Annotated in this window: 26 protein-coding genes; 3 read left to right on the top strand and 23 right to left on the bottom strand. The window is 62.5% G+C overall.

Annotation, left to right across the window (positions count from 1 at the left end; translation table 11 throughout):
• Positions 1 to 21: 21 nt before the first annotated feature.
• From NKH33_RS23020 to rpoZ, 19 genes are all read right to left on the bottom strand, one after another.
• Entirely contained in the window at positions 22 to 294 is a 273-nt protein-coding gene (locus NKH33_RS23020) for a DUF3303 domain-containing protein (protein ID WP_023719871.1), read from the bottom strand.
• 22 nt (positions 295 to 316) lie between these two features.
• Positions 317 to 1,780 carry a RimK family ATP-grasp domain-containing protein gene (locus NKH33_RS23015; RefSeq protein ID WP_352471056.1) on the bottom strand — a complete coding sequence of 488 codons (1,464 nt, stop codon included), beginning with the start codon at positions 1,778 to 1,780 and terminating at the stop codon, positions 317 to 319.
• Complete coding sequence (locus tag NKH33_RS23010; RefSeq protein WP_352471055.1) at positions 1,777 to 2,883, bottom strand: peptidase C39 family protein; 1,107 nt, start codon at positions 2,881 to 2,883, stop codon at positions 1,777 to 1,779. Before NKH33_RS23010 ends, NKH33_RS23015 begins: the two co-directional genes overlap by 4 nt.
• Before the next feature lie 209 nt (positions 2,884 to 3,092).
• A complete protein-coding gene (locus NKH33_RS23005; RefSeq protein ID WP_352471054.1) occupies positions 3,093 to 3,884 on the bottom strand; it encodes an anti-sigma factor family protein in 792 nt (263 codons plus the stop codon).
• On the bottom strand, positions 3,881 to 4,399 hold the full coding sequence (locus NKH33_RS23000) for a sigma-70 family RNA polymerase sigma factor (protein ID WP_352921641.1): 519 nt from the start codon (positions 4,397 to 4,399) through the stop codon (positions 3,881 to 3,883). Before NKH33_RS23000 ends, NKH33_RS23005 begins: the two co-directional genes overlap by 4 nt.
• A 155-nt stretch (positions 4,400 to 4,554) precedes the next feature.
• On the bottom strand, positions 4,555 to 7,272 hold the full coding sequence (locus NKH33_RS22995; protein ID WP_352921639.1) for a DUF2339 domain-containing protein: 2,718 nt from the start codon (positions 7,270 to 7,272) through the stop codon (positions 4,555 to 4,557).
• A 37-nt stretch (positions 7,273 to 7,309) separates the two neighbouring features.
• Positions 7,310 to 7,633 (bottom strand): PaaI family thioesterase, encoded by a 324-nt coding sequence (locus tag NKH33_RS22990; RefSeq protein ID WP_352921637.1) that lies wholly within the window; start codon positions 7,631 to 7,633, stop codon positions 7,310 to 7,312.
• Complete coding sequence (recO, locus tag NKH33_RS22985; RefSeq protein WP_352871512.1) at positions 7,630 to 8,418, bottom strand: DNA repair protein RecO; 789 nt, start codon at positions 8,416 to 8,418, stop codon at positions 7,630 to 7,632. Before recO ends, NKH33_RS22990 begins: the two co-directional genes overlap by 4 nt.
• Positions 8,419 to 8,535: 117 nt before the next feature.
• Positions 8,536 to 9,624: a porin gene (locus tag NKH33_RS22980; protein ID WP_352471050.1), complete on the bottom strand. Its 1,089-nt coding sequence runs from the start codon at positions 9,622 to 9,624 to the stop codon at positions 8,536 to 8,538.
• A 362-nt stretch (positions 9,625 to 9,986) separates the two neighbouring features.
• Complete coding sequence (locus NKH33_RS22975; protein WP_352921635.1) at positions 9,987 to 10,691, bottom strand: antitoxin Xre/MbcA/ParS-like domain-containing protein; 705 nt, start codon at positions 10,689 to 10,691, stop codon at positions 9,987 to 9,989.
• A 367-nt stretch (positions 10,692 to 11,058) separates the two neighbouring features.
• On the bottom strand, positions 11,059 to 11,985 hold the full coding sequence (gene era / locus NKH33_RS22970; protein ID WP_023677765.1) for a GTPase Era: 927 nt from the start codon (positions 11,983 to 11,985) through the stop codon (positions 11,059 to 11,061).
• Positions 11,982 to 12,707, bottom strand: coding sequence for a ribonuclease III (rnc, locus tag NKH33_RS22965; protein WP_352921633.1), 726 nt, complete (start codon positions 12,705 to 12,707; stop codon positions 11,982 to 11,984). Before rnc ends, era begins: the two co-directional genes overlap by 4 nt.
• Positions 12,708 to 12,711: 4 nt before the next feature.
• Positions 12,712 to 13,461, bottom strand: a complete 750-nt coding sequence (gene lepB / locus NKH33_RS22960; protein WP_352471047.1) for a signal peptidase I — start codon at positions 13,459 to 13,461, stop codon at positions 12,712 to 12,714.
• A 77-nt stretch (positions 13,462 to 13,538) separates the two neighbouring features.
• On the bottom strand, positions 13,539 to 13,952 hold the full coding sequence (acpS, locus tag NKH33_RS22955) for a holo-ACP synthase (RefSeq protein ID WP_352467214.1): 414 nt from the start codon (positions 13,950 to 13,952) through the stop codon (positions 13,539 to 13,541).
• On the bottom strand, positions 13,949 to 14,530 hold the full coding sequence (locus tag NKH33_RS22950) for a DUF2062 domain-containing protein (protein WP_023677769.1): 582 nt from the start codon (positions 14,528 to 14,530) through the stop codon (positions 13,949 to 13,951). The genes acpS and NKH33_RS22950 overlap by 4 nt, the downstream gene beginning before the upstream one ends.
• A 230-nt stretch (positions 14,531 to 14,760) precedes the next feature.
• Positions 14,761 to 15,171, bottom strand: a complete 411-nt coding sequence (locus tag NKH33_RS22945) for a VOC family protein (protein WP_352921631.1) — start codon at positions 15,169 to 15,171, stop codon at positions 14,761 to 14,763.
• A 42-nt stretch (positions 15,172 to 15,213) separates the two neighbouring features.
• The gene (gene pyrE / locus NKH33_RS22940; RefSeq protein WP_352471045.1) at positions 15,214 to 15,792 is read right to left on the bottom strand and encodes an orotate phosphoribosyltransferase; all 579 of its coding nucleotides are present in this window, start codon (positions 15,790 to 15,792) and stop codon (positions 15,214 to 15,216) included.
• A 108-nt stretch (positions 15,793 to 15,900) separates the two neighbouring features.
• Positions 15,901 to 18,129 carry a RelA/SpoT family protein gene (locus NKH33_RS22935; protein ID WP_352501814.1) on the bottom strand — a complete coding sequence of 743 codons (2,229 nt, stop codon included), beginning with the start codon at positions 18,127 to 18,129 and terminating at the stop codon, positions 15,901 to 15,903.
• A 111-nt stretch (positions 18,130 to 18,240) separates the two neighbouring features.
• Positions 18,241 to 18,642: a DNA-directed RNA polymerase subunit omega gene (gene rpoZ / locus NKH33_RS22930; RefSeq protein WP_023677773.1), complete on the bottom strand. Its 402-nt coding sequence runs from the start codon at positions 18,640 to 18,642 to the stop codon at positions 18,241 to 18,243.
• 278 nt (positions 18,643 to 18,920) lie between these two features.
• On the opposite strand from rpoZ, the gene NKH33_RS22925 reads away from it, so the two are divergent.
• A complete protein-coding gene (locus tag NKH33_RS22925) occupies positions 18,921 to 19,502 on the top strand; it encodes a LabA-like NYN domain-containing protein (protein ID WP_023677774.1) in 582 nt (193 codons plus the stop codon).
• The gene (locus tag NKH33_RS22920) at positions 19,499 to 20,176 is read left to right on the top strand and encodes a uracil-DNA glycosylase (protein ID WP_245274739.1); all 678 of its coding nucleotides are present in this window, start codon (positions 19,499 to 19,501) and stop codon (positions 20,174 to 20,176) included. The genes NKH33_RS22925 and NKH33_RS22920 overlap by 4 nt, the downstream gene beginning before the upstream one ends.
• Before the next feature lie 30 nt (positions 20,177 to 20,206).
• On the opposite strand, the gene NKH33_RS22915 is transcribed toward NKH33_RS22920, so the two are convergent.
• The 4 genes from NKH33_RS22915 to dapA form a co-directional block, all read right to left on the bottom strand.
• On the bottom strand, positions 20,207 to 20,725 hold the full coding sequence (locus tag NKH33_RS22915; RefSeq protein ID WP_352921629.1) for a hypothetical protein: 519 nt from the start codon (positions 20,723 to 20,725) through the stop codon (positions 20,207 to 20,209).
• 109 nt (positions 20,726 to 20,834) lie between these two features.
• Positions 20,835 to 21,563, bottom strand: coding sequence for a GH25 family lysozyme (locus NKH33_RS22910; RefSeq protein WP_352501813.1), 729 nt, complete (start codon positions 21,561 to 21,563; stop codon positions 20,835 to 20,837).
• 106 nt (positions 21,564 to 21,669) lie between these two features.
• Positions 21,670 to 22,149, bottom strand: a complete 480-nt coding sequence (gene smpB / locus NKH33_RS22905; RefSeq protein WP_023768487.1) for an SsrA-binding protein SmpB — start codon at positions 22,147 to 22,149, stop codon at positions 21,670 to 21,672.
• Between the two features lie 25 nt (positions 22,150 to 22,174).
• Entirely contained in the window at positions 22,175 to 23,056 is an 882-nt protein-coding gene (gene dapA, locus NKH33_RS22900; RefSeq protein WP_352921627.1) for a 4-hydroxy-tetrahydrodipicolinate synthase, read from the bottom strand.
• A gap of 326 nt (positions 23,057 to 23,382) precedes the next feature.
• On the opposite strand from dapA, the gene NKH33_RS22895 reads away from it, so the two are divergent.
• A complete protein-coding gene (locus NKH33_RS22895) occupies positions 23,383 to 25,422 on the top strand; it encodes a lytic transglycosylase domain-containing protein (RefSeq protein ID WP_352921667.1) in 2,040 nt (679 codons plus the stop codon).
• The last annotated feature ends 380 nt before the right edge of the window (positions 25,423 to 25,802 follow it).

The raw sequence follows: 25,802 nt of genomic DNA, 5'->3' as shown, positions 1-25,802 counted from the left end.
AACCAGGAGGTTCCCAACGGGTCAGAGATGTCCGCTCAATGCCTCCACCATATCCTTGTTCGTCGCCACGGGAACGATCTCGAATTCGACCAGATCCGCCCATTCGATGACCCACCGCTGCAGGAGCGTGACGTCATCGGCCTCCACCAGCAGGAAGCAGCGGCTCATATCCGCTGCGATCCAGCTGTGGTGCACGAGAAGCGCGTCCGGCTTCAGGCGGCCCTGGTCGCGGAAACGGCGGTAGATCTCCTTGCGGTCGCAGCCACGAAAATCCTCGGTTACGAAGAACAGCATCTTTTTCCCCTCAGTTCGGATATTATCGCCCCGGCCGGTCCAGCCGCTCCAGGAACCACTGCGTCAGCCGCACCCAGACCTCGTCTTTTTCGCCGGAGTCTTCCCAGCCGTGGTCGAGGTTGGGGTTGTCGTTGACCTCGATGACGAAGACGCCGTCCCTGGTTTCCTTGAGGTCGACGCCGTAGAGGCCATCGCCAATGCAGCGCGCCGCGCTCACCGCCGTCTCGACGACATGGGCCGGTGCTTCCTTCAGGGTGAACGTCTTGATGCCGCCCTGGTCGGGCTTGCCGTTGGCCTTATGATTGACGATCTGCCAATGTTTCTTGGCCATCAGATAATGGACGGCGAACAAGGGTTGGCCGCCGAGGACACCGACGCGCCAGTCATATTCCGTCGGAATGAATTTTTGCGCGATCAGGAGGTCGGAATCCTCCAGCCATTCGGTTGCGAGCGTCTTCAACTCTTCAAAGGTGCCGCATTTCTTGACACCGCGCGAAAACGAGGAGTCCGGGATCTTCAGCACCAGCGGGAAGCCCAGCGTCTGTGCCGCAACTTCCAGGTCCGAAGTGCCAGCAATCATCACCGTCGGCGGCACCGGTACCTTGTTGTAGGTCATCAGCTCGTTGAGATAGACCTTGTTGGTGCAGCGGATCATCGACAGCGGATCGTCGATGACCGGCATGCCTTCCTGCTGGGCGCGGCGGGCAAAGCGGTAGGTGTGGTTGGAGATCGAAGTGGTCTCGCGGATGAACAGCGCGTCGTAGTTGGCGAGCTTGGCCAGATCCCGCTTGGTGATCGGCTCGATTTCGACGCCCATCTTTTCAGCGATCTTGGCCCAGTGGCGCAGCGACGAAATCTCCGACGGCGGCAGTTCCTCATGCGGATCGACCAGCGTTGCGAAAGTGTAGCGCGCCGGCGTGCGGCCCTTGGTGTCGCGCCACTCGCGGTTGGTGTAGGTCTCCAGGCACTGGAGAAAGTGCGTTTCCTCGTCCTCGGTCATCCTGGCCAGGGGATGGAAGCCAATCTTGCGGATCGAGGCCCATTCGGCGCTGTCCCTGATGTGAACCTCAAGCGCCGGGGCACGGAACCAGTCGAACAGAAGTTTTGCGAAGCGGTCCCAGATCCTGGATGGTCCGATGCCGAAGAAGATGCAAACCTTCTGCGGAAAAGCGCCGCCCAGGTCCTTGCGGCACTTGTTGAGTGCGAGTTCGAGTTCCGGCAACGCGTGCTCATAGAGCTTGCGTTCTGACAGGTCGATCATCGTTTCGACCGTCGGGATGACCTTATGGCCACGCGAACCCGCGAGCAGCGAGGCGTAGTAGCCGCGGCTCTGGTAGCCGTAATTGTTCGACAGGTTGATTACCTTCGGCCGCTGACCGCGAAAGAGTGCCGGATGGGCAAGGTAGTCGCGATTGGTGATGATCTTGTGCGGCGTCGCCACTTGGTCGAGATCGTTCTGCCGGCCGGTAAGGATGACCCAGGTCATTGGCTGTCGCGCTTTCCGAGAGTGATGGCGGCGCGCAATCCGTCGCGGCCGAATTGCGCCATGTTCATGAAGATGCCGTAAGGCACGGGAATGTTGGCAGCATCGAGGATCGTCTCCTGCCGCTCGTCCTCGACCCAAGGGTCGTGGATCAGGATATGATCGCCGTCATCACCGATGGCCAATACCCAGTGCGGAACCTTCTTGCCGAACATCAGGAAGCCGCTGATCAGGACCAGTACCAGTTTTCCCTCTGCGATCGCGGTGCGAATGTCGTCAAGCCCGAATGAACGGTAATTCACCGGGATGCCGTAAAGTTCCGCGCGGCGGCGAAAGTCGACCTGCGCCAGCTCCATCACCCGGCGCTTGTCCTCGCTGCGCACCGACTGCAGGAACAGCGCGCCGTAGAAGGAGACATAGATCTCAGCAGCAAGCCCGCTCTCATAGCCAGCGACGGCCAGCCCGAACGGCTCGCAGCCGCCCGGCCCCGACATCATGAAAACGGTCGTCGCCTCACGCCACAGCCTGATTTCCATAACCGGATCCGGCACGAATCCGGGGTCGAAGTTAGCCATCGCCATCATCAGGCAGCATGGTCCGCAGGTGAATTCGCAAGTCTGCTGATAAAACGGCACTTCGGTGGCGACCGGAATGTCGCCGCGCAAGGTCTTTTCATAGCGCAGCGCAGTGGCGCCATCCTCATAGTAGTCCGGTTCACGACCGATCTTGCGGTAGCCGCTCTGCTCGTAGATCTGGATGGCGCGCGGGTTGTCCTCGCGGACTTCCAAACGAAGCATCATGCGGCCATGCTCGAAAGCGGCGGCTTCAGCCTGTTCCAGCAGCAGGCGGCCAACGCCACGGCCGCCGAAAAATGGACCGACGGCGATCGAATAAAGCCGCGCGACGCCGCTGCCCTTGCGAAACAGCACGACCGCATAGCCGGCGACGTGGCCATCGTTCTCGCCAACCAGCAGTTCGGCGGTGTCGCGTTCGATCAGTTGGCGAAAAGAGCGGCGAGAAATGCGGTCGCTCGAGAAAACAGCTTTTTCGATGGCGGCGAGGTCATCGACGTCGGACGCGCGGGCCTTGCGAATCTCGGCAGGCATGCGGGCTCAGAAAACCTCGATTGGGTTGTGGAAACTGCCCTAGTCTAAACATCGGTCACACCAGCCGAAGTGCCAGCATTCAGCAAGCGCTATCGCACCTCGATTAGGGCCGAATTGTGACAGTTTTCAAGGCAGGCAGGTCGCGCAAAGGCTTTGAAACGACCTTCGTGTTTCGGCATCGGCGCGGCTCCGGAAAAACGAGATCCTGCTCAGCTTTTCAAGCCCGCCAGAAGCTGGCCATAGGCGCTCTTGGCCACTGCGGCCAGCTGCTCGCGCGGCAGCGATCCGACGACGGCGCAGCCATAACCCTTGTCCAGCCAGTAGACGGCCTCAGGACCATCTTCTTCCCCATAAGTGCCCTTGGCCTTGGCTGCCGATTCGGCGATGACGAAGAGCGAAATGCGCTCGCCCTTGTCGTCCTCGTAAAGCAGCATCGCGGCCTTGCCCTGGCCGGCAGGCAGCAGCCGGCCACCGACCAGTTGGAAACCTTGCGCCGCCAGATCCGGTGCGACGAGCTTCAAACCCACCTGGTTCGACAACCAGCTCTGCAAATGATCCTTGTCGCTTGCCGGCACTTCCACCGCATGCCGCTTTTCGGCGGCATAGATGACATGGGCGGCGATCGCCTCTTCGGCAAGCTGGTCTTCGGCCGTGTTTTCCAGGCCGAGGCGGCCGATGCCGGCAAGGTAGCCGCCAGCGCCGCCAATCACCAGGATGGCGGCAGCGGCGGCCGCAAGCCACCAACGCGAGCGCGATGGCGACACTCTGACCACCGGCGCCTCGCCAAGCACCACCTTGGTCAGCCGCACCGGGACGGGCTCGTCCAGCACGCCGTTAAAGGCTGCGCGCAACGCTGCCCGGTCGGCGGCGTAGCGTGCGCTCCTGGCCTTCATCTCGGCATTGGCCTCGAGCCATGCCTCATAGGCCGTCCGCTCATCGCCCGGCAACTCGCCATCGAGAGCCATGTGGATGTCGCGTTCGGAGAAATCGCGTCGGCTCATTTCTCGACGATCCTTATCGACCGGCGGCGCGCGGTATCATCAAGCAGCGCGCGCAGTTCCTCGCGCCCGCGCGCGATGCGCGACATCAAGGTGCCGGCGGGAACCCCAAGGATGTTGGCGGCTTCGGCGTAGGAAAACCCTTCGATGGCGACCATCATAAGTGCCGCGCGCCGGTCAGGGCTGATCGCCTGCAGCGCGTCGACGATCTCGCGCGAGGCGATGCTCTCGACCTGCTCGGCGGGTGCTGCCTGCGCCTCGCTCGCCTCGAGCGGCAGCATCGCTGCCTCGCCGCGCCGGTTCACCTTGCGCATCTGGTCGATGAACAAATGATGCATGATCGTAAACAGCCACCTCCTGGGGCTTTCTCCTGTCTGCCAATTGTCGAGCCGCACAAGTGCCCGCTCGAGACAATCCTGGACGAGATCGTCAGCGGAATCGCGGTCGCGCAACAGCGAGCGTGCATAGCGGCGCAGACGCGGTATTTCACCAAGGATTGCTGCCTTCTTTTCGTCCATGACCGCTGGTTCTGGAGGGCCCCTGTCCGTGATGATTGAACGCGCCTTTGCAGCGCGGCGCAAGCGGCCAGCGCGAAGCGGTCCGCCGCCCCGGTCACCCAAGCAAATGAATAACGCTGCCAGTGGCAGGTTTATTCCCGGCCAAATTGAAATCGTCAGCTATTGCTCGTCTCGAGCTTTGCTTTCGCCGCCCTTGTCAGCAGCCGCTGATAGAACAGGCCGATGCCGATGAGCACCGCGCCGAGGCCGATGAAGGACAGCGCCCGCAACACGCCTTCCAGTTCCGACATGTCGAAGATGAAGACTTTGAGCACGGCGATCGAGATCAGCGCCGCCGACGCTATGCGCAGCACCTGCGACTTCAGCCATACACCTGCGGTGAGCAGCACCACGCCGATGACCAGCCACAGTGCCGAATAAGTATAGGTCTCGAGCTGGCCGAGACCGCTCCACAGCCCGATGAACTCGCCCTTGAACAGGCGCCTGACCGACAGCGTGGCATAGGCGAAGCCGAGCACCGCCGCCACCATCGCCAGCATCGCTGCATACCATTTCGGTCGTTTGTCGCGGGCATAGAGCGCCAGTGCGCCGGCCGCAACCGCCGGCAAGAGGTAGGCGAGGAACAGAAGATTGAACACCGGAATGCTGCCGGTCGATTCATCCGTCAGCAGCGGGTTCAGCGCCAGAAAATGCTGGAGGACGATGAACGCGACCGAGACCACGCCCGCTGCAATCGAGCCGTAGCGCAGCACCGAACTTGGCGAGCGCATGTCGATGGCGACCAGGATGGCACCGGCACCGATGGCGATCAGCGTGTAGATCGCCTGTTCGGCAAGCGTCGCAGCAGCCGTATCGATGACGCCGCCATGCATGGCATGGCGCACCAGCATGGCGACGGTGAGCAGGGCAAACAGCGCGGCGCCGGCCTCCATTGCGAGGCGCGGTCGGCCGTTGGTGGTTCGGGCAAGCTGCCAGGCGGCAAAACCGAAAGCGAGCGCCGGCACGCCATATCCAAGCAGCAGCCAGTTGAACACCGGCGTCTTCGACAGGAACTCGGCACCGACGATGGTCGGGTCGAAGGCAGCGCGACCAAGCACTGCAATCACCGCACCAACGGAAATCCAGCCAAGCACCGGATAGCTACGCCAGCGCGTCGCCAGCGCCGGCACGGCGGCGGCTGCTCCGAGCAGGATGGTTGTCCAGCCGGAACCAAAGGCCATGTGCAGCATCAGCAGGCCGGCAATCGCCGCCCCGCCGAGCGCAAAGGAGACAGCAGCGCCGCCGGTTAGCGGCGGCGCTTCGCCGCGCGCTATCCACTCGCCGCCGGCGACGAAGACTCCGACCAAAACGGCTGCGACCGCCGCATAAGCAAGGTCTCGGTCGAGATTGCCGAAGGTAGACCAGAGCGCCAGCAGGATGACCAGTGGCGCGACAGCGCTCCAGGCCGCCCATGCGGCGGCGCGCAGCCAGCCAGAGGCCGCAAAACGGCGCGCCGCCCAAAAGCCGGCGCCGATGAAGACCAGGCCGAGAGCGATGCCGACCCTGAACATCAAGGCATCGGACGCCACGACCGGCATGCCGTCGACGCCGAGAGCGCCACCCGAAAAATCTGAAGCGATCGTGGTCGGCGGAATGATGCCGAGATAGACCAGTACCGTCGCCAGCCCGGCGGCGTGCAGCAGTGCAAGCGCCCGCGGCCGGTAGAGCGCCACCGCCACCAGGGCTGCGACAAGGGCGGCCCCCGGCAATGCACCGCGGATGGCGACGAAGGCCGGATCGACAAACAGGGCCAGCGCCGAAAGGCCGACGAAGAAGCCCGGCGCGATCGACGGCCAGTCGAAGCCGCTGCCGGCGCCCGCATCGTCGCGGCGGCCAAGCCAGACGAAGGCGAGCACGGCCAGTGTCACTCCGTCGATAAAGAGGATGACGGCAAGGTTCGCCCCCGGCGCGTCGGTCATATAGAAGATGGTCCAGACGCCCGTGGCGACGAAGGCTGCGGCCATCAAAAGCCTCCAGTCGCGGATGCGGGCAATGACGCAGGTGGCGGCGAGCACGATCGCCAGATAGCCGAACAGCGCCCACGGATTGGGCGCCTGCGAGGCGACCAGCAGCGGCGTCACCATGGCACCGAGTAGGCCGACGCCGGCCAGCGCCTGACCGTGGACCAGGCTTGCCGCGATCGTCGCCACCCCGATGGCGCCGAGCAGCGTGAAAGCGAGCGTCGGGCCGATGAAGCCGTAAACGCTGTACGCGGCGTAGACGGTACCGAACAGGATGAAAGCGCCGGCCGCCGTCAGGATCGCCGGGATATAGGCACCGGCGGCACCTTGCACCGGCACCCTGAAGCCGGTGCGCCGGATGAACTCGCCGCCGGCGACCAGCACCAGCCCGAGTGCCGCCGCCATGACAAGCCGCACGCGTGGCCCGAAAATGCCGGCCTCGATGGTGTAGCGGATCAGAAACAAGCCACCCAGCGCCAGCGCGATGCCGCCGACCCAGACCGCCCAGCGGGTACCGAGCGCCGTTTCGACGTCGGACTGGCGAGCTGCCTTCGCCGCTGCCGCCGGTTGCGCCGACTCCGGCGCGGACGGCGCCGTTGTATCGGCATCGGCCTCTGTAGCTGACACGACCGCTGCGGGCCGTGGCGATACGGCCATGTCGGCTGTGACCGCAAGCGGGATTGCGGCATCCGCCGGTTTGCTGTCGTTTGCAGCCGGTTCCTTGGCTTGCGGCGGCAGCGCGGGCGTGCCCGAAAGCACAAGGCTGCGCAAGGCGCCAAGCTCGCGCTCGATCAGGCCGATGCGGCTCTGCTGGCGTGAAATGATGACGAACAGCGCGATGATGGCGACGAGGCCAATCAGGCTTTCAAACATGGCGGTTCCCCCAAACCAAGCCAGTTGTCACTGACATTCAATGTTCAGTGATATTCAAATGCGGCGGCCAAACGGCCGGTCCATTCAACGTGCCGCCGGATTGGCCGGAAAGATCGAGCATGTTTCGGTGCCGAAAGCCAGCAGCTTTGCCGTTGGCGTCCTTCAGCGCCGCTTCCGAAACCGTCAGCGTGCGGCCCTTGTGCACCACTTTGCCCTCGCACACCACCTCGCCCGTCCTTGGCGTGATCGGCCGCGTCAAATTCACTTTGAACTCGGCCGTCGCATAGGCCTCGCCCACCTGCGAAATGGTGCCAAGGCCGAGCGGCGAAACGTTTTCGGGATCAGGTTCAACTTCGCTCATCTGGTGGTTTCCCCGGTGGCGGCTTCCCCGGCGCTTGCCTTGCCGGATTCACGGCCGGGTGAATGATGCCTGCGCAAGGCGGCGAGAAACCCGGCGCGGGCGCCGGGAGGCTCGATGCCGCGCGGTTCGTAGACACGGCGGGTCAAAAAGAAGCCGGTCAGCCGGAAGGCGTCCTCGATCGCCGCCGGATCGGCGCGCAGCCCGGAGCCGCGCTGCAGGAAGGCAGGCAGCGCCAGCATCTTGTCGCGCCACGGCGCGCCCGCCGCCAGCGACACGGCGCGGCCGGATTTCGGCGAGACATAGGCAAGGTCCTGCCTGGTGCCGGTCGCCGCACACTGGCTGAGATCGAGGCCGAAACCGAGTTCGTCGAGTACCAGCAGCTCGAAGCGGGCCACCAGCTCGCCGGCGGCATCGGCATCGTCGAGATGAGCGATCATCACCGCAAGCGTCTCGTAAAGGCCGCCATGGGCGTCACGCTCAGGCAGAAGACGCAAATGCGCGGCCATCGTCTGCAGGCCGTAGACGGCAACGGCGCTGTCCATCAGCCGGGCGGCGTTCATCTCGATAGCCTCGATCTGGAAGGTGCCGAGATGCTCGTCGAGCCGCGCCCGCCACAACAGGTCGACGCGATTGCCGGGCTGCAAGACAGGCTGCTGTTTGCGCGAACGGCCGCCGCGCACGAGACCGAGATGGCGGCCATGCGCGCGTGTCATCACCTCAAGAATGGCGCTGGTTTCGCCATGCTTGCGGGTGCCGAGAATGATTCCCTCGTCGCGCCATTCCATGACGAGAGCTTGTCACCGGTTGGATGGCGAAATCAAGATGAGCGACGAATCCGCCGCCAACCCAAAACGGCCCGTAGCGTATCGCTACGGGCCGTTTTTTACGAGATCGTCGTTTGATCAGAACGAGCGCTGGAAGCGGAAGATGCCGCCGATTGCGTCGGCATCGTCGGCATCGAAATTGTCGTAATAATCGACTTCGGCGGTGATCGTGTAACCAGGAACGATGGTGTAGGCGACGTTGGCCGCAACGGCGAAGTCTTGGTCGTCGGTATAGGAGACCTGGGCGTTCAAAGAGGTCTTCTTGTTGACGGCATAGCTGCCGCCGCCCCAGACGGCAAAGTTGCCAGTCCACGGCTTGTAGAAGTTCTTCGCGACGTTGTCGTCGCTGCCGTAGCCCGCCATCACGAACAGGGTCAGGTCAGTAATCGGCTTGACGTCGAGGCGAGCTTTGCCGGCCCATTCTTCCGACGTGCTGTTATAGGCGCCGACCGCGGTGATCGCACCCCAGTCGCCCTTGTATTTCACGCCGCCGACGACAAACGGAACGTAGCTGTCGATCGACTGGTCAGCGCCGGAGCCCGTTTCGACCGAGGCGACTGCCGTAAAGCCATTACCGCCGTCGAAATAGTAACTGATCAGGTTGGTGTCCTTGGTGCCGTAAGGAATGATAGTGTCCTGGACGACGTTGCCGGCGTAACCGATGAACGAATCATAGACAGTTTCATCCTTACCGACGCGGAAACCTCCAAGCTGGATCCAGGCGAAGTTCAGGGTAACCGCCTTGTTGTCCTGCACGCTGAAATCAACACCGCTCACGGTGCGTTTGGTATTGCCGAAGTTGAAACGGGTCTCGGTATAGGTCTTCAACGTGCCGAGCTCGGTTTCCTGGCCGGTCCACGTCTTCAGATTGAAGCGGGCATTCTTGTTCCAGGTCTGCTGCTCGTCACCGTCCATAAGGTCGTGTGTCGTCGCGCCATCGAAAACGCGGCCGGCGTCGCCGAAGCTGGCGTCATAGCGGACATAGCCGCCGATGCGCAGGCAGGTCTCGGTGCCGGGAATGTAGAAGTAGCCGGCGCCGTAGACGTCGCAAATCTTGACGTATTCGGCGGGTTCCGGCTCGGCGACCACAACAGCGTCGGCGGCGCGCGCACCGGAGACCGCGACGAATGCCGCCGCTGAGCCGAGAAGAAGGCTCTTGATATTCATTTTCTGACCTCTCCAGTCAAAGTTAAAAATGGCTTTGGAATCATGGGTTGAACGGCTGAACGCCTCACCCACGTCGAAAAAGGCGCGCACCGCACCCCCTCTTCAGGCGGCGAACATACTCATCCGCATTCCAGTCTCAATGACGATTGCAAAAATAATCAACGTTTGCATAACAGAATAAATCCATGTTGCACAAATATCACTTCATATTTGCTTCACATTTTCCCGTGGCACAAACGAAACACTGTCACAATTGTACAAAAATATACTTATGCCATTAGCCGGCAAACCGATCGGCACCCGACATACATTCCTTCTACGTGTTCTTTTTTTGGAATAGACTTCTAACGTTGGCAGCGAGATCAAGCCGACTTCGCCATCGCTGCGTTCTGTGCGGCAAGAACGACTTCCGCCACCAGATCCCGTTTGAGCATTTCAATGGGAATACGTCCGGCGAGGCCGGGCGCGGGGCCGATCAGCCACGACCAGGCATGCCGTGGATCGGGCATCGCGGATAACACTTCCTTGACACCCGGCGCCGGCCTGCCGTCGATGAACTGGGCCAGGGGAAATACATGTTTGCGGCCACCGGTGCGCAACGCAACGACCGTGCCGCTCCGCTGCCAGCGATGCAGGGTCGAGCGCGATATGCCGAGATTTTGCTGCAGGAACGTCGACCCGGCGACCCGACCGGCCCAGTCCTCGACCCGCATCGCGTCGAGGTCGCCCGTTCCGGCCAGGCGTTGGATGTCTGCCCCTTGACCTTCGTGCGCCGTCGACAGATGCGTCCGGGCACGGCGTTCCGCAGCTTCGGCTGCCAATATCCGCACGAAACGCGACGCCATGCCGGGTAATCTTTCCTGCATGGTGTCGATCGCACTGATGTCGGTCGGCGCAAGCAAAGCGACGGCGGCGGCAACGGCGCCGGCGACCCTGCCCGCTGCAACGACCGCATCGCTTTTCGTCACCTTGCCTTGCCGCGCCAGCACGCGCTCGATCTCAACAGCGACGGCGTTTGCAAACTCGGTCTGACGGATGCGGTCGATGCGATTCCAAGTCCCTGTCATGTCCTGATCTGGCTGCTTGCCCGCCGGTTCCGGTTTGCTCGGAAGCGGGTCTTTCGCACAGCCTATAGGCAGAGTGTGTGACGGAGAGACGACGAACGGGAACCATGCACGATCGCAGTGTCGGCAGGTGCTCCAACCGGTCTAACTGGCCGGTTCTGCATGAAATATCGGAAATTTCTCAGAACCCGCTCAGGATTTCGGGCCGCGCCGGTGCCAATAAGAAACGGCTCGACCGACGTGGTCGACGCATGGCTTCCGGAATGATTCGGCGGCTGTTCAAGATGCAAGTCGACCGATCGGGCACCCCGGCGACCTCTCAAAATCCTGAGGCGGCCAACAGGCCGCTCTGCGGATCGCCCAAACAGGCTCAGTGCGGAAATTCGAGCCCCATTTCACGGTAGCGCTCGGGATCGTCGCCCCAGTTCTCGCGCACCTTGACGAACAGGAAGAGGTGCACCTTCTGCTCGAGTATGCCTGCGATTTCCATGCGCGCGGCCTGGCCGATGGCGCGGATCGTCTCGCCCTTATGGCCGAGCACGATCTTCTTCTGGCTGTCACGCTCGACATAGATTGTCTGGTCGATGCGCACCGAGCCGTCCTTCTTCTCTTCCCATTTCTCGGTCTCGATGTGGGAGGAATAAGGCAGTTCCTGATGCAGCCTGAGATAGAGCTTTTCGCGGGTGATCTCGGCCGCGAGCTGGCGCATCGGCAGGTCGGAGATCTGGTCCTCCGGATAGTACCAGGGGCCGGCCGGCAAGGTCTCGGCTAGATAGTCGAGCAGGTCCTTGCAGCCGGACCCGGTCAGCGCCGAAACCATGAAGGTGCGCTTGAACGGCACCCTTTCGTTGGCTGCCGCCGACAATGCCAGCAACGTCTCGTGCTTGACCCGATCGACCTTGTTGAGGATCAACACCATCGGCTGCCGGACATCCTTCAGCCGCTCGAGGATGGCGTCGGCATCGCCCCGGATGCCGCGCTCGGCATCGATCAAGAGCAGCACGATATCGGCGTCCTTGGCACCGCCCCACGCGGTCGTCACCATCGCCGTGTCCAGCCGGCGCTTCGGCTTGAATATGCCCGGCGTGTCGACGAAGACGATCTGCGCGTTGTTGTGGGTGGCAATGCCGCGCACGATAGCGCGCGTGGTCTGCACCTTGTGCGTCACGATCGACACCTTGGCGCCGACCAATTGGTTGACCAGCGTCGATTTCCCCGCATTGGGCGCGCCGATCAGCGCGACGAAGCCGGAGCGGGTAGCGGGAGCTTCTGTTGCCGGAGCTTCGGTGGCGGTCATGCGGCACTCCCTTGATCGAGCCAGACGCCTTCCCGCTGCAGAAGTGCCGCGGCTGCAGCCTGCTCCGCCTCGCGCTTGGAGCGCCCGCTGCCGGTCGCCGACGGATAGGCGCCGACCTTGACACTGACGGTGAACAGCGGATCGTGGTCCGGTCCCTCGCGGCTGTCGATTATGTAAACCGGCACTGCGCCTGCCGCCTGATGCGCCCATTCCTGGAGTTCGGTTTTCGCATCGCGACGGGCGGCGTCAATGGCTTGCGAGCGCGGCTGCCAGTATTTGTGGATGAAGGCACGGGCCGCTTCCAACCCTCCGTCGAGATAGAGCACGGCGATCAGCGATTCCAATGCATCGGCGCGCAGATTGACGCGCTTGCGCCCGTCGAGGCCGCGTACGTCCGAACCGGCGCGAACAAGTTCCGGCAGGCCGATCTCCTCGGCAATTTCCGCCAAGGCTTCAGCGTTGACCAGAGCGTTCAATCTCAGCGACAGCTCACCCTCGGCGGCGTCGGGAAATGCCGCCAGCAGCATATCGGCAACGACAAGGCCGAGAACGCGGTCGCCCAGGAATTCGAAACGTTCGTAGTCGATGCCGGCGTGACTGCCGCGAGCGCTGGCATGGGTCAGCGCCCGCTGCAGGCGCTGATGGTCGCCAAAACTGTGGCCGGTGCGCTCCCTGAGCGCCTCGGCGAGCGCATCGGCGGTCAGCCGTTTCGTCGCCGCCATGGCCCTAATTGACGAAATGGAACAGGCGCGAGGCGCGCATCAGCGACGGCCATTTCCAGATTTCGAGCGGGCTGGCGCTGCCGCCGATCGAGAAGAAAATGAGGTTGGCGCGGCCGACCAAATTCTCGTCCGGCACGAAGCCGACGGTGAAGCGGCTGTCCGACGAGTTGTCGCGATTGTCGCCCATCATGAAATAGTGACCGGGCGGCACCTTGAACTCTTTGGTATTGTCGCCGATCGAGGCCTGCGTCAGGTCGAGCGTGTCGTAGCTGACGCCGTTCGGCAGCGTCTCGCGATAGACATCGACCGGCCCGTTCTCCTCGGTGATGTCTCGGTTGTCGATCTGCCCGACCTTGACGCGTGGCACGCCCACGTCATTGATGAAGAGCTGGCCATCCTTGACCTGGATCTTGTCGCCCGGCAGGCCGACGACGCGCTTGATATAATCGACAGAAGGATCCGGCGGAAACTTGAACACCACCACGTCGCCGCGCTTCGGCTCTGAGCCCCAGATGCGGCCCGAAAAGATGTTCGGCCCGAACGGCAGTGAATAGCGGGAGAAGCCGTAGGACCACTTGGTGACGAAGAGATAGTCGCCTTCGAGCAAAGTCGGCCGCATCGACCCGGACGGGATCGAGAACGGCTGGAACAGGAGCGTGCGGATGACCAGCGCAAGCAGCAGGGCCTGGACGATGACGCTGACGGTTTCGCCAAGTCCGCCGGATTTCTTCTGGGTTTTTTCAGCCACGCTCATGTCGTCCTCGATTGTGCGTTGGATGGTATAGAGTCTCGGCGCGCGCTGGGCAACGTCATGCCGGTGGTCAGATGCAATCAATGTGGCGCTTCTTCGACCGGCAACGCTTCAATGATCACAAAGGCTTGAGCGAGCGGAAAATCATCGGTGATGGTGAGGTGGATCACCGCGCGGTGCCCTTCAGGCAGAATTTCGTCCAGCCGCGCTGCCGCCCCATTGGTCAGCGCCATGGTCGGCTTGCCGCTGGCCAGGTTGACGACCCCCATGTCGCGCCAGAACACACCCTGCGCCATACCGGTGCCCAATGCCTTGGCGCAAGCTTCCTTGGCAGCGAAACGCTTGGCGTAGGAGGCCGCACGCGCCGCGCGGTTTTCGGACCGCGCCTGTTCGATCTCGGTGTAGATGCGCTGGATGAAGCGTTGGCCATGGCGTTCCAGCGACTTCTCGATGCGTCTGATGTCGATGAGGTCGCTGCCAATACCGATAATCATTCGGCAGGAACTTCTGGCCCGGTTTTTCCAGCCTTTGCCGCTCTTTCGGCCAGCCGCTTGCGGCGCTGCTCGTGGAAAGTGACCATGCCCCAGCGGGTGATGCCGTAAAACAGCAGGCCGAAAACCAGGCCGAGCGGTATTGCGCCGATCGTCATCGGCTTCAGCACCGGTCCCCACAATTGCGCAAAGGAAAGATTATGCAGCATGTCGCCGAGATGCGCGGGCGGGCCATGCGCCGGCAGGTGTTCATGCAGGATCAGCTTGCCGACCTCCCAGGAGGCGGCCCATAGCAGTGGAAAGGTCAGGGGGTTGCCGAAGACCGTGCCGAGTGCTGCCGCGACCAGATTGCCGGCGATCAGCCAGCACAGGATGGCAGCAATGATGAAGTGAAAGCCAAGCGGGAAAAACGACGCGAATACGCCCGCCGCAACACCGGCGGCCACGGCATGCGGCGTGGCCCTAAGCCGCAGGATGCGTTTGGAGAAATACCGCAGCGAGCGCGAGAACGAGCGGCGCGGCCACAAATAAGTACGCACCCGCTCGAAAAAACCATCAGGCTTGCGCCGTCGAAAAAGCACTCTGTTCCTGTTCCTAGTTCCGTCGATGGCTTCACGCCGGCCTTTCCAGCCAGGCGCGACAGCCTATGCTGCGCTCTGCGGTCGCCGAAAAGCAACTACGACTTTGATATAGCGATGCGCTGGCCGAAGAACAACGAGGCCGAGGGCATCCGCTCGGTGGCCGGTCGCGCCAGCCTTGGGTATCGCCGTTCTGAACAGGGCATGATCGCGGCGAATTTAAGGAGCGTCACTTAGGATCGATATTCGCTGACCTCGACGAGGTTGCCGTCCGGATCGCGGAAATAGACCGACATCATCGCGCCCCGAGCGCCGACACGCTCGACCGGGCCGATCTCTATCACCACACCATTGGCGGCGAGGTTGGCACATATCTCGGCGAGCGGCCGGGCAGCAATCAAGCAGAAATCTCCGGAGCCCGGCGTCGGCGCCTTGGCCTTCGGCTCGAAGGTACGCCCGACCTGATGCACATTGATCTTCTGCATTCCAAACAGCAGCGCCGTTGGTCGGTCCGGCTCGTCGAGGCGCTTGAAGCCAAGCACGCGCTGATAGAAGGCGCAGGTATCGTCCACCGAACGAACCGTCAGCACGAAATGATCCATGCCGGCAATCACGGCAGCGCCTCTTGACTTGTTTTTATGCATGTCGTTGTCCCAAAACCGCCGCACACTTTTGGGCGACATGCATTAGATATTGCGGCTGCCCGGCTTGATCGCCGGTATGGCGGCGAGCTCGGGCGGCAGCCTGTCGGCCGGATAGGCCGGAACTTCATATTCGGCGAGCGCGATCAGCGGCACGCCGACATCGGTCTTGCCGGCCGAGCGGTCGATGATGCACGCAGCGGCAACGACATCGGCGCCAAGTGCGCGCAGACAGTCGATGGTCTCGCGGATCGACAGGCCGGTGGTGACGATGTCCTCGACAATGACGACGCGCGATCCCTTGGCGATCTCGAAGCGGCGCAGCCTGAATTCACCCCCTTCCCGCTCGACCCAGATCGCCGGCGCACCAAGATGGCGCGAGGTCTCATAGGCCGGGATCAGCCCGCCGATCGCCGGGCCGACGACGTAGTCGATCCTGCCGGGCACGTCAGTGCGGATCTTTTCGGCGAGCGCCTTGCACAAGCGCTCGGTCTTGTCGGCATGCATGAAAACACGCGCTTTCTGCAGAAAGACCGGGCTGCGCAGGCCCGACGTCAGGATGAAATGCCCTTCGAGCACGGCGCCGGCCTCGCGAAAAATACCCAGCACTTCATCGGTGTTCATCGTTCACTCCATGTCCATGGTGAATGGTGAATGGTGGTAGGGTAGTAGGGTAGTGAGCACCCTCTTTCACTATTCACTATTCACTATTCACTATTCACTATTCACTATTCACCCATTCACGCGCCTTGCGTCACTGACGCTCGAATTGTCCTTTAGCTGCGACAGCAGCCGGTTCAAGTGCTTGAGGTCCCACACTTCGAGATCGATCAGCATTTCGGTGAAATCGGGCGCGGTGCGCACCATCGACAAAGTGTGGATGTTGGCGTCGTTGGATGCGACGACCTGTGCAATATCGGCCAGCGAACCCGGCGCGTTGATGGCGGTGACCGAGACGCGCGCCGGGAACCGCTCCTTGGTGCGCTCGTCAATGTCCCAGCGCACGTCGATCCAGCGCTCGGGCTGGTCGTCAAAGGCCTGCAGCGCCGGCGACTGGATCGGATAGATGGTGATACCGGTTCCCGGCTGCACGATACCGACGATGCGATCGCCTGGCACCGCCCCTTCCGGCGCGAAGCGCACCGGCAGATCGCCGCGCACACCGCGGATCGGCACCGCGTCGTCGCGCGGCTGGTTCTTGTCCTTGCGTGCGGCGCGGCCCGGAATCTGGAACAGCATGCCGGCGGCGTTGCGGATCTTCGACCAGCCCTCCTCGCGCTGCTTGGGCGCTACCAGCGTGACACGCTCGTCCTTGTAGTCGGGAAACACCGCCTTCATGACATCGGTGGAGGCAACTTCGCCTCGGCCGACCGCGGCCAACACATCCTCGATGTCCTTGCGCGCCAGCCGGTGCAGCACCGGCTTCAGGCTTTCCTTGGTGAAGGTCTTGCCGGACCGTTCGAAGGCGCGCTCCAGAATGCGGATACCGAGACCTGAATATTGCTTGCGAATGGCGTTCTTGGTGGCGCGGCGGATGGCCGAGCGTGCCTTGCCGGTAACGACCACCGATTCCCACGCCGCCGGCGGGACCTGCGCCTTCGAGCGGATGATCTCGACCTCGTCGCCGTTCTTCAGCTCCGTCATCAGCGGCATGATGCGGCCATTGACCTTGGCACCGACGCAAGTGTCGCCGACATCGGTGTGGACGGCATAGGCAAAGTCGATCGGCGTGGCGCCGCGCGGCAGCGCGATCAGCATGCCCTTCGGCGTGAAGCAGAATACCTGGTCCTGAAACAGTTCCAGCTTGGTGTTTTCGAGGAAGTCCTCGGGATTGTCGCCTTCGGCAAGCTGCTCGATGGTGCGCCGCAGCCAGGCATAGGCATTGGTTTCCTTCGAGATCGCATGGGCGGCACCATTCATCTTGCCACCGGTATCCTTATAGATCGAATGAGCAGCGACGCCGTATTCGGCGATCTTGTTCATTTGATAGGTGCGGATCTGCAATTCGACGCGCTGGCGCGACGGGCCGACGATGGTAGTGTGGATCGAGCGGTAGTCGTTCTGCTTCGGCGTGGAGATGTAGTCCTTGAAACGGCCGGGCACCATCGACCAGGTGGTGTGGATGGCGCCGAGCGCCCGGTAGCAGTCCTCGACGGTATCGACGACGACGCGAAAGCCGAAGATGTCGGACAGCTGCTCGAAGGACAACGCCTTGGCTTCCATCTTGCGGAACACCGACCACGGCTTCTTCTGCCGGCTCTTGACCTCGGCCTTGATCGAATATTTGTCGAACAGCGCGGAGAGCGCCTTCTCGATCTCCGACAGCACGCCCTTGTTGCGCTCGAAGATTTCGGCCAGCCGTGCGGTGACGGCGCGGTAGGCTTCCGGATTGATGAAGCGGAAGGCAATCTCTTCCAGCTCCTCGCGCATGCCTTGCATGCCCATGCGGCCGGCCAGCGGCGCATAGATGTCCATCGTCTCTTCGGCGATGCGCAGGCGCTTGGCTTCCGGCACATGGTCGAGCGTGCGCATATTGTGCAGGCGGTCGGCGAGCTTGACCAGAAGCACCCGCACGTCTTCCGAGATCGCCAGCAACAGCTTGCGCAGGTTCTCCGCCTGCTCGGCCTTCTTCGAGACGAGGTCGAGCTTCTTCAGCTTGGTCAGGCCCTCGACCAGCTTGCCCATTTCCGGGCCGAACAATTCGTCGATCTCGGCCCTGGTCGCCGTGGTGTCCTCGATCGTGTCGTGCAGCAAGGCAACGGCGATCGTCGCCTCGTCCATGTGCATTTCGGTGAGGATGGCGGCGACTTCGAGCGGATGCGAGAAATACGGGTCGCCGGAGGCGCGTTTCTGGTGGCCATGCTTCTGCATGGCGTAAACATAGGCCTTGTTGAGCAGCGCCTCGTTGACGTCAGGCTTGTAGCGCTGCACGCGCTCGACAAGCTCATACTGACGCATCATGGGCGGGATCTCGCAATGCTGAAATGAATCATGCGCCGCACTGGCGTACGGCGCATGTCATAGATAGCCACGAAACTGCCGACGCGAAAGTGTCGGCAGTTGTCGCTAATATCAATAATCGTCGCTTTTTTCCGGCGGCACCAGGCCTTCGATGCCGGCCAACAGGTCTTCTTCGGTCATGCGATCGAAGGTGACGTTATCCTCGGCGTCGTCGGCATCGGTGGCTGCAACGGCGCTGCCAGTCTGGTCGGCAATCGCCTCGCCGTCGGCTTCCGGCTCATCGACCTCGACATGCTTCTGCAGCGAATGGATGAGATCTTCCTTGAGATCGTCCGGCGACAGCGTCTCTTCGGCGATTTCGCGGAGCGCAACGACCGGGTTCTTGTCGTTGTCGCGCGGTACGGTGATCTGCGCGCCCTGGCTGATCTGACGGGCGCGGTGGCCGGCCAAGAGCACCAGCTCGAAGCGGTTGTCGACCTTGTCGATGCAATCTTCAACGGTTACGCGGGCCATGAGTTGCCCCTTTCATGCCTGGATTTGATGGAAAACAGGCGCGGTCCATAACCCGAACGCCGCCAAAATACAAGCTTTTATGGCGGTGCGCAGCTCTGACGCGGGCCGCCTGCGGCGACACAGCGCCGATCACAATTGCTTGCGGTGCGGCATGGTGCCTTGGATTGCCGTAAAACTGGCGTTATCTCGAACGATGAAGGCCAACAGGTCTATTATCAGACCGGCCGATAGTCGCCACGCATTTAGACGACCGCTTATTTCGAAAAAGGACATTTTCCATGTTCGATCCTCGTGAAAAAATCGCTCTCTTTATCGACGGTGCCAATCTCTACGCCACCTCGCGCGCGCTGGGCTTTGACATCGATTACCGCAAACTTCTGGCGAGCTTCCAGAAACGCGGCTATCTGCTGCGCGCTTATTACTACACCGCGCTGGTCGAGGATCAGGAATACTCCTCGATACGGCCGCTGATCGACTGGCTCGACTATAACGGCTTCAAGGTGGTGACCAAACCGGCCAAGGAATTCACCGACTCGACCGGCCGGCGCAAGATTAAGGGCAATATGGATATCGAGCTGACCGTCGATGCGCTCGAGCTTGCCGATGTCGTCGACCATTATGTCATCTTTTCGGGCGACGGCGATTTCCGCACGCTGGTCGAGGCGCTGCAGCGGCGCGGGCGCAAGGTGTCGATCGTCTCGACCATGGCTTCGCAGCCGCCGATGATCTCCGACGATCTGCGCCGCCAGGCCGACCATTTCATCGACTTGATGACGCTTAAGAATGAAGTCGGCCGCGATCCGTCGGAGCGGCCGGTGCGCCGGCCCGAACCGGCCGAAGTCGACGAGGAAGACTATTGACGGTCGTTGCCTTGACCGCGCCCCTGGTCGTCTCTCCCGAACCCGATCGCGATTGCCCGCTCTGCCCGCGGTTGCACGACTTCATCGCCGAGTGGCGGCGGCGCGAGCCGTCCTGGTTCAACGCGCCGGTGCCGACCTTTTTGCCGCCGGAAGGCGAGGATGCGGTGCGTCTGCTGATCGTCGGGCTGGCGCCGGGCCTGCGCGGGGCAAACCGGACGGGGCGCCCCTTCACCGGCGATTTTGCCGGCGACCTGCTCTACAACACGCTGATCGCGCACGGCTTTGCGCGCGGCGAATTCAAAGCGCGACCGGATGACGGGCTGGAGCTTGTCGGTACGGCGATTACCAATGCGGTGCGCTGCGTGCCGCCGGACAACAAGCCGGTTGGCGCCGAGATAGCGACCTGCCGGACGTTCCTGGTGCCGACGATCGCGCGATTTCCAAATCTGCGCGCTGTGCTGGCGCTTGGCTCGATCGCGCACCAGTCGACCGTGCGGGCGCTCGGCCAACGCGTTGCCGCCTATCCGTTCCGGCATGGTGGGCAGCAGCAGGCCAATGGCATCACGCTGTTTTCCAGCTATCATTGCTCGCGCTACAACACCAATACCGGCGTGTTGACAGAAGCGATGTTCGTCAACGTCTTCAGTCAGATAGAAGCTTTTCTGAAGACATAGAGTCGGACGACGCCCGCCAGGGCACGAGCCCTAGATTCGGGCGATCGCGAACAACCAGGCCAGGAGATCCAGCAACCACAGAAAGAGTGCAAGCTGCAGCGCGACGCGCAGGCGTTGGATGATCCGCCAATTGCTGGCCATGTCGGATTTGATGCGCAGCGCAAGCGCTCGGTGCATCCCGTCCAGGGTTGCGGGAGGGTGCTGATCGACGAAGTCCTGGAGCAGCTTCTCTGGATCGAAACGGAACGTATAGTTATAATACGGCCACATAATCGCGACCAGCAGCCCGATAAGAAAAAGCAATATCAGCGCCAGCCAGTCCCAAGGCCCCACGCCATCCAGGAGCGCCCTGCCTCCGAGGAGAGAACTCGCGAACGCGGTTGCAAAGATCAGATTGCCGGCGCGCGTATTGAGACTTTCAACCACGCCCTGCTGGTGCTGGAGGCCACGCACCGCCTCCGCATAGACAAATGCCAGGCGGGGGTCGCCGCCGTCCGTCGCAGCAGGCGGGGCGTTGCTGTCATTGGTTGATGAAGGGCGCTCCGGCATCAAATGTACTTAGCACGGCGCCGCCTGCGATATGAATAGCCAGATGGGGAACGCGCTTCGTCGCTCTGTCTTCGTGCCATCGAGGGTGTTTTGGTGGACAGGAATAGCATCAATCCGACGCTGTCGCTTCAGGCGCTGCGGCAAACAATGCGGCCAGCGTCGCAGGTCCGCCCTGGAGAACATTCAGGTCGACGTCGCCGCTGATGCCGTCGACGCGGCCCCGGTTGTGATACTGCCAGTAGATCCAGTTGTCATGGCCCGGCCGCAGCGCCAGCGAACGCAGCCAGCGCGGGCGGCTGGCTAGCTGCCCGGCATAGGCTTGCGCCGCCTCGTCGGTCACGTAGAGGATCGCCGTCTTGCCGAACGCCGCCTCGACCGGGCCGAGGAAGGCGGAGAGTTCGGCGCTCAGTTGTTCGGGAGTTGGCCGCTGCGGGCAATTGCCGCCGAACTCTATGTCTACCACCGGCGGCAGCAAAGGCTGATCGTGCGGCACCACCGAGATGAAGTTGCGTGCCTGATCCGCACCCGGTCTGCAGAAGGTGAAGAAATGATAGGCACCGACGGCAAGACCGGCGGCGCGGGCCGCGCGCAAATTGGCGGCGAAGGCATCGTCGACATGATCGCCGCCTTCCGTCGCCTTGATCACGGTGAAGGCGACATCGTCGGCGGCAACACGCCGCCAGTCGATCTGCCGCTGATGATGGGAGACGTCGATGCCCCTGACCGGATATTTGCGGCGGTCCGGAGAAAACGTCTGGAAGTAGGTATAGCCGCCGGCCAAAACGAGGCCCGCCACGAGCAGACCGGCCGCGCCCCATAAGACGATCCGGTTTTTCAAACGAGACCTACCCCTTTTTGTCCGCCCTGCCCGCCGCTATGGCTCCCGGCGTTCGTCGCTCGAAAAGCCAAATCGCTGGCTTTTCGTCCGCCTCGCGGACCGCGCCTCACCCTCGCTCCTTCAGCAGCCGGCCCTTCTCGCGCGACCAGTCGCGCTGCTTTTCGGTCTCGCGCTTGTCGTGCAGCTTCTTGCCGCGGCCAACGGCGAGCAGCAGCTTGGCACGGCCTTGGTCGTTGAAGTAGATCTTCAGCGGCACCAGCGTCATGCCTTCGCGGTCGACGCTTTGCGCCAGCTTGGCCATCTCACGCTTGTTGAGCAGCAGTTTGCGGCGGCGGCGCGGCTCATGGTTGAAGCGGTTGGCCTGCAGATACTCCGGCAAATAGGAGTTGATCAACCAGATCTCGCCGCCCTCGACCGAGGCGTAGCTGTCCTGGATATTGGCCTGGCCCTGGCGCAGCGATTTCACTTCCGTACCGGTCAGCACCAGGCCGGCCTCGATCGTGTCGAGCACCTCATAGGAAAACCGCGCCTTGCGGTTTTCCGCAACGGTCTTGTTGTTGGGATCGGCTTTTCTGACTTGATTCATGATGCGGAGAGGTGGCGCCTCATCCCTAGTTTATCAAGCCGGCGTGCTTCATCGCCGCGTCGATCTTCTCGGCGGTCGACGGCTCGACCGTCATTAGCGGCGAGCGCAGCACGTTCTCGACCTTGCCCAGCTTCGACAGCGCATATTTCGCGCCGGAAACGCCGGGCTCCATGAAAATCGCCTTGTGCAGCGGCAACAGACGGTCCTGCAGGTCGAGCGCCTTGGCGCTGTCGCCGGAAAGCGTTGCCTCCTGGAATTCAGCGCAAAGCCTGGGTGCGACATTTGCCGTCACCGAAATACAGCCGACGCCGCCATGCGCGTTGAAGCCGAGCGCCGAGGCGTCTTCGCCGGAGAGCTGGATGAAATCCTTGCCACAGGTGGCGCGCTGCTCCGAAACCCGCTCGACCTTTCCGGTGGCATCCTTGACGCCGACGATGTTCTTGAAGTCATGCACCAACTGGCCCATCGTCTCGGGGCTCATGTCGACCACCGAGCGCGGCGGAATGTTGTAGATGATGATCGGCAGGCTGGTTGCCTTGGCGACGGCGGCGAAATGCGCATAGAGGCCGCGCTGTGTCGGTCTGTTGTAATAGGGCGTGACGACAAGGGCAGCGTCGGCGCCCGCCTTCTCGGCATCCTGGACTAGGCCGACCGCCTCTTCGGTGTTGTTGGAGCCGGCGCCGGCGACGACCGGAACCCGGCCCTTGGCGACCTCGATGCAAACCTTGACGACTTGGCGGTGCTCGTCATGCGACAGCGTCGGCGACTCGCCGGTGGTGCCGACCGGGACCACGCCCGTCGTGCCTTCCGCGATCTGCCAGGCGATGAACGCGCGAAAGGCTTTCTCGTCGAAACGGCCGCTCTTTTCGAACGGTGTGACGAGCGCGGTCAGCGAGCCTCTTAGCATGTCGTCCAACTCCTTGGGACTAGCGCATGACCCCGAAAATCGCAGTCGATTTCGGAAAGGGTTATGCGCCAAATTTAAATTGCTACAGCGTCCTTTGCGCGTCTGAGAAGACCCGCGGCGCTGTAGGTGTTTGTCGTGCGCGCCTTCTAGCCGAAAGCGAAGCGGCGCACCATAGTCTCGACATTGTTGGGCGGCAAGCATTGCGCGAGCAATTGCAATTCGAACGACCTCGATAAGGTTTTCTTTACGGGCCCTTCATCACAGACGAATAGGCTGCAGTTCATCTGTGCCAGTGGTAGCTCGAAGAATAGGAAATGACCAAATCCATGCCGACCAGGCGGCCTCGTCTTTTCGCGCTTCTCGGCGCGATCGTTGTGCTGGTCCCCGGCGCGGCGATCGGCGGCAGCGTCGATGGGCAGGTCACGTCGGCGATCCCGATCACGGAGCCGCAGAACGATGCATCGCAGCAGTCCCCTTCGCCATCCGCCAGCGTCGCGGTGCTGAAGAGCGGTCTCGATGCGCTGGCGGCAAACGATATTCAGCGCGCGCGCCAGGTGCGCGAAGCGCTGCCGGCCAAATCGCTCGATCGGCACATCCTTGCCTGGGCGATTGCGCTCTATGGCGGCGACCAGGTGCCGAGCGGCGACATCGCCGATGCCGCGAAGATGCTGCCGAACTGGCCGGGCACGATCGCCTTGCGCAAGAACAGCGAGCGCGCGCTCTATCGCGAGAACCCCGCGCCACGGGTCGTGGTGCGGGCGTTCGACGGCAGCCAGCCGCTGACCTTCGAGGGCGTGGTGATCCTTGCGCGCTCCTATGTAGCGCTAGGCAATACCAAGGCGGCGCGCTCGGTGCTGTCGCCATTCTGGCGCACCGAAAAGCTTGAAGCCGGGGACGAGGCGGCGGTCATCCGCGAGTTCGGCGCGCTGATCCCGGCCGCCGACCATCGCTTCCGCATGGAGCGCATGTTTTATGCCGACCGGGTCGCTTCGGCGCTACGCGTCGCCGGTCTCGCCGGCGCCCAGCAATTGGCCGACGCCTGGGCGGCGGTCAGCAAGGGCGACAAGAACGCGGCCAAGCTGCTGAAGGCGGTGCCGGCAGCGCAGCGGGCGGTCGGCTATCTCTTTGCCGAAGCCGAATATCTGCGCAAGCAACAGAAATTTTCCGACGCGGCCGCGCTGGTGATGAAGGCGGCGGGCGATCGTGACGCTCTGGTCGATGCGGACGCCTGGTGGGTCGAACGCCGGGTGCTGTCGCGCGAGCTGGTCGACCAGGGCGACATGAAGACCGCCTACAGAATAGTCGCCGCGCATGCCGCCGAAAGTCCCGCCAATGCCGCCGAGGCGGAATTCCATGCAGGCTGGTACGCGTTGCGCGGCCTCAACGACCCGAGCACCGCCGCCAAGCATTTTGCGCAAATCGCGGAGCTCGCCCAAGGGCCGATGTCGCTGTCGCGCGCCTATTACTGGCTCGGCCGTGCCGCCGAAGTCGGCGGGCCCGGCAATGCCAAGGATTTTTTCAGCCGCGCCGCCAGCTACGGCACGACCTTTTACGGCCAGCTCGCCGGCGAGCGCGTCGGCCGGCAGACCCTCAACATCGTCTACCCCCAGCCAAGTGCCGCCGACCGCCGGAATTTTGCCACCCGCGAGGCGGTCAGCGCCATCGAGCGGCTGCAGCAGGCAGGCTACGACCGCTATGCCGAAACCCTCTACCGCGACCTTGCCGGGCAGCTGAACAGCCCCGGCGAACTGGCGCTGCTTGCGGTGTTGGCGGAAAGACAAGGCAACCATTTCATGGCGCTGAAGGTCGGCAAGATCGCCGGCGCAGGTGGCATCGACGTCGGCGCGCTGTCGCATCCGCTCGGCGTCATTCCCGACACCGCCAACATTTCCGGCTCGGGCAAGGCGCTGGCCTATGCGATTGCCCGCCAGGAAAGCGAGTTCAACATCGGCGCCGTCTCCAGCGCCGGCGCGCGAGGACTGCTGCAGCTGATGCCAGGCACGGCCAAGCAATTGGCGAAGAAGGCCGGCATGACTTTCTCGCAGGCCCGGCTGACCACCGATGCCGGCTACAATGCAACACTGGGCGCTGCCTTTCTCGGCGAGCAGCTCGGCCGTTTCGATGGTTCCTACGTGCTGACCTTCGCCGGCTACAATGCCGGCCCCGCCCGCGCCGCCCAGTGGGTGGCGAAATACGGCGACCCGCGCGGCGAGGACGTCGATGCAGTCGTCGACTGGATCGAGCGGATTCCTTATACGGAAACAAGAAGTTACGTTCAGCGCGTGATGGAGAATTATGAGGTCTACAAGATGCGTATCTCCGGCAAGTACGATATTGTCGGAGATCTGGTGAACGGCCGGGGGTGACGACCGGGCTCAAACCAAGTCAGCTGCGATCCTTCGCGAATTTGTCGGTCACGGCGTATTTTGTTCTTGCTTTGTGCCGGCAGCTATGCTACTAATTTCGGTATGGTGCTAATTGGCTCCAACGACCCGCCCACCGAGGCGGTTTTTTTGTTTCTGGCTATGAAGGTTCCGGACGTGGAGTTGGCGGGACAGCGGCCCGCTCTGTCCTGCCCTCCTTGCCAATCACCAGACATCCCCCAAGCGCAGGGCAATCGCATTTGGATTCTTACGAAGATGGACCCCCACCCTAACCCTGCCCACAAGGGGGAGGGAATGCTGCCGCGCGCCCTTACTTCCCCTTTTGGCGCCGAAAGGCAGGCAATTTGCCGAGGTCAGCGCCA

The sequence above is a fragment of the Mesorhizobium sp. M1182 genome (genome assembly GCF_040318335.1).
Lineage (GTDB): Bacteria > Pseudomonadota > Alphaproteobacteria > Rhizobiales > Rhizobiaceae > Mesorhizobium.
Note: the sequence above shows the minus strand (reverse complement) of the source record. Positions and strands in the feature narration are given on the sequence as shown.

Excerpts from the sequence above, each read along its gene's own strand:
- era (WP_023677765.1), bottom strand. The coding sequence starts at position 11,985 with ATGACCGCCACCGAAGCTCCGGCAACAGAAGCTCCCGCTACCCGCTCC.
- NKH33_RS22945 (WP_352921631.1), bottom strand. The coding sequence starts at position 15,171 with ATGCATAAAAACAAGTCAAGAGGCGCTGCCGTGATTGCCGGCATGGAT.
- NKH33_RS22925 (WP_023677774.1), top strand. The coding sequence starts at position 18,921 with ATGTTCGATCCTCGTGAAAAAATCGCTCTCTTTATCGACGGTGCCAAT.
- NKH33_RS23000 (WP_352921641.1), bottom strand. The coding sequence starts at position 4,399 with ATGGACGAAAAGAAGGCAGCAATCCTTGGTGAAATACCGCGTCTGCGC.
- NKH33_RS23020 (WP_023719871.1), bottom strand. The coding sequence starts at position 294 with ATGCTGTTCTTCGTAACCGAGGATTTTCGTGGCTGCGACCGCAAGGAG.
- NKH33_RS22935 (WP_352501814.1), bottom strand. The coding sequence starts at position 18,129 with ATGATGCGTCAGTATGAGCTTGTCGAGCGCGTGCAGCGCTACAAGCCT.
- NKH33_RS22975 (WP_352921635.1), bottom strand. The coding sequence starts at position 10,691 with ATGACAGGGACTTGGAATCGCATCGACCGCATCCGTCAGACCGAGTTT.
- NKH33_RS23010 (WP_352471055.1), bottom strand. The coding sequence starts at position 2,883 with ATGCCTGCCGAGATTCGCAAGGCCCGCGCGTCCGACGTCGATGACCTC.
- smpB (WP_023768487.1), bottom strand. The coding sequence starts at position 22,149 with ATGAATCAAGTCAGAAAAGCCGATCCCAACAACAAGACCGTTGCGGAA.
- pyrE (WP_352471045.1), bottom strand. The coding sequence starts at position 15,792 with ATGAACACCGATGAAGTGCTGGGTATTTTTCGCGAGGCCGGCGCCGTG.
- lepB (WP_352471047.1), bottom strand. The coding sequence starts at position 13,461 with ATGAGCGTGGCTGAAAAAACCCAGAAGAAATCCGGCGGACTTGGCGAA.
- NKH33_RS22990 (WP_352921637.1), bottom strand. The coding sequence starts at position 7,633 with ATGAGCGAAGTTGAACCTGATCCCGAAAACGTTTCGCCGCTCGGCCTT.
- rnc (WP_352921633.1), bottom strand. The coding sequence starts at position 12,707 with ATGGCGGCGACGAAACGGCTGACCGCCGATGCGCTCGCCGAGGCGCTC.
- recO (WP_352871512.1), bottom strand. The coding sequence starts at position 8,418 with ATGGAATGGCGCGACGAGGGAATCATTCTCGGCACCCGCAAGCATGGC.
- NKH33_RS23005 (WP_352471054.1), bottom strand. The coding sequence starts at position 3,884 with ATGAGCCGACGCGATTTCTCCGAACGCGACATCCACATGGCTCTCGAT.
- NKH33_RS22895 (WP_352921667.1), top strand. The coding sequence starts at position 23,383 with ATGCCGACCAGGCGGCCTCGTCTTTTCGCGCTTCTCGGCGCGATCGTT.
- NKH33_RS22915 (WP_352921629.1), bottom strand. The coding sequence starts at position 20,725 with ATGCCGGAGCGCCCTTCATCAACCAATGACAGCAACGCCCCGCCTGCT.
- rpoZ (WP_023677773.1), bottom strand. The coding sequence starts at position 18,642 with ATGGCCCGCGTAACCGTTGAAGATTGCATCGACAAGGTCGACAACCGC.
- acpS (WP_352467214.1), bottom strand. The coding sequence starts at position 13,952 with ATGATTATCGGTATTGGCAGCGACCTCATCGACATCAGACGCATCGAG.
- NKH33_RS22980 (WP_352471050.1), bottom strand. The coding sequence starts at position 9,624 with ATGAATATCAAGAGCCTTCTTCTCGGCTCAGCGGCGGCATTCGTCGCG.
- NKH33_RS22995 (WP_352921639.1), bottom strand. The coding sequence starts at position 7,272 with ATGTTTGAAAGCCTGATTGGCCTCGTCGCCATCATCGCGCTGTTCGTC.
- NKH33_RS23015 (WP_352471056.1), bottom strand. The coding sequence starts at position 1,780 with ATGACCTGGGTCATCCTTACCGGCCGGCAGAACGATCTCGACCAAGTG.
- dapA (WP_352921627.1), bottom strand. The coding sequence starts at position 23,056 with ATGCTAAGAGGCTCGCTGACCGCGCTCGTCACACCGTTCGAAAAGAGC.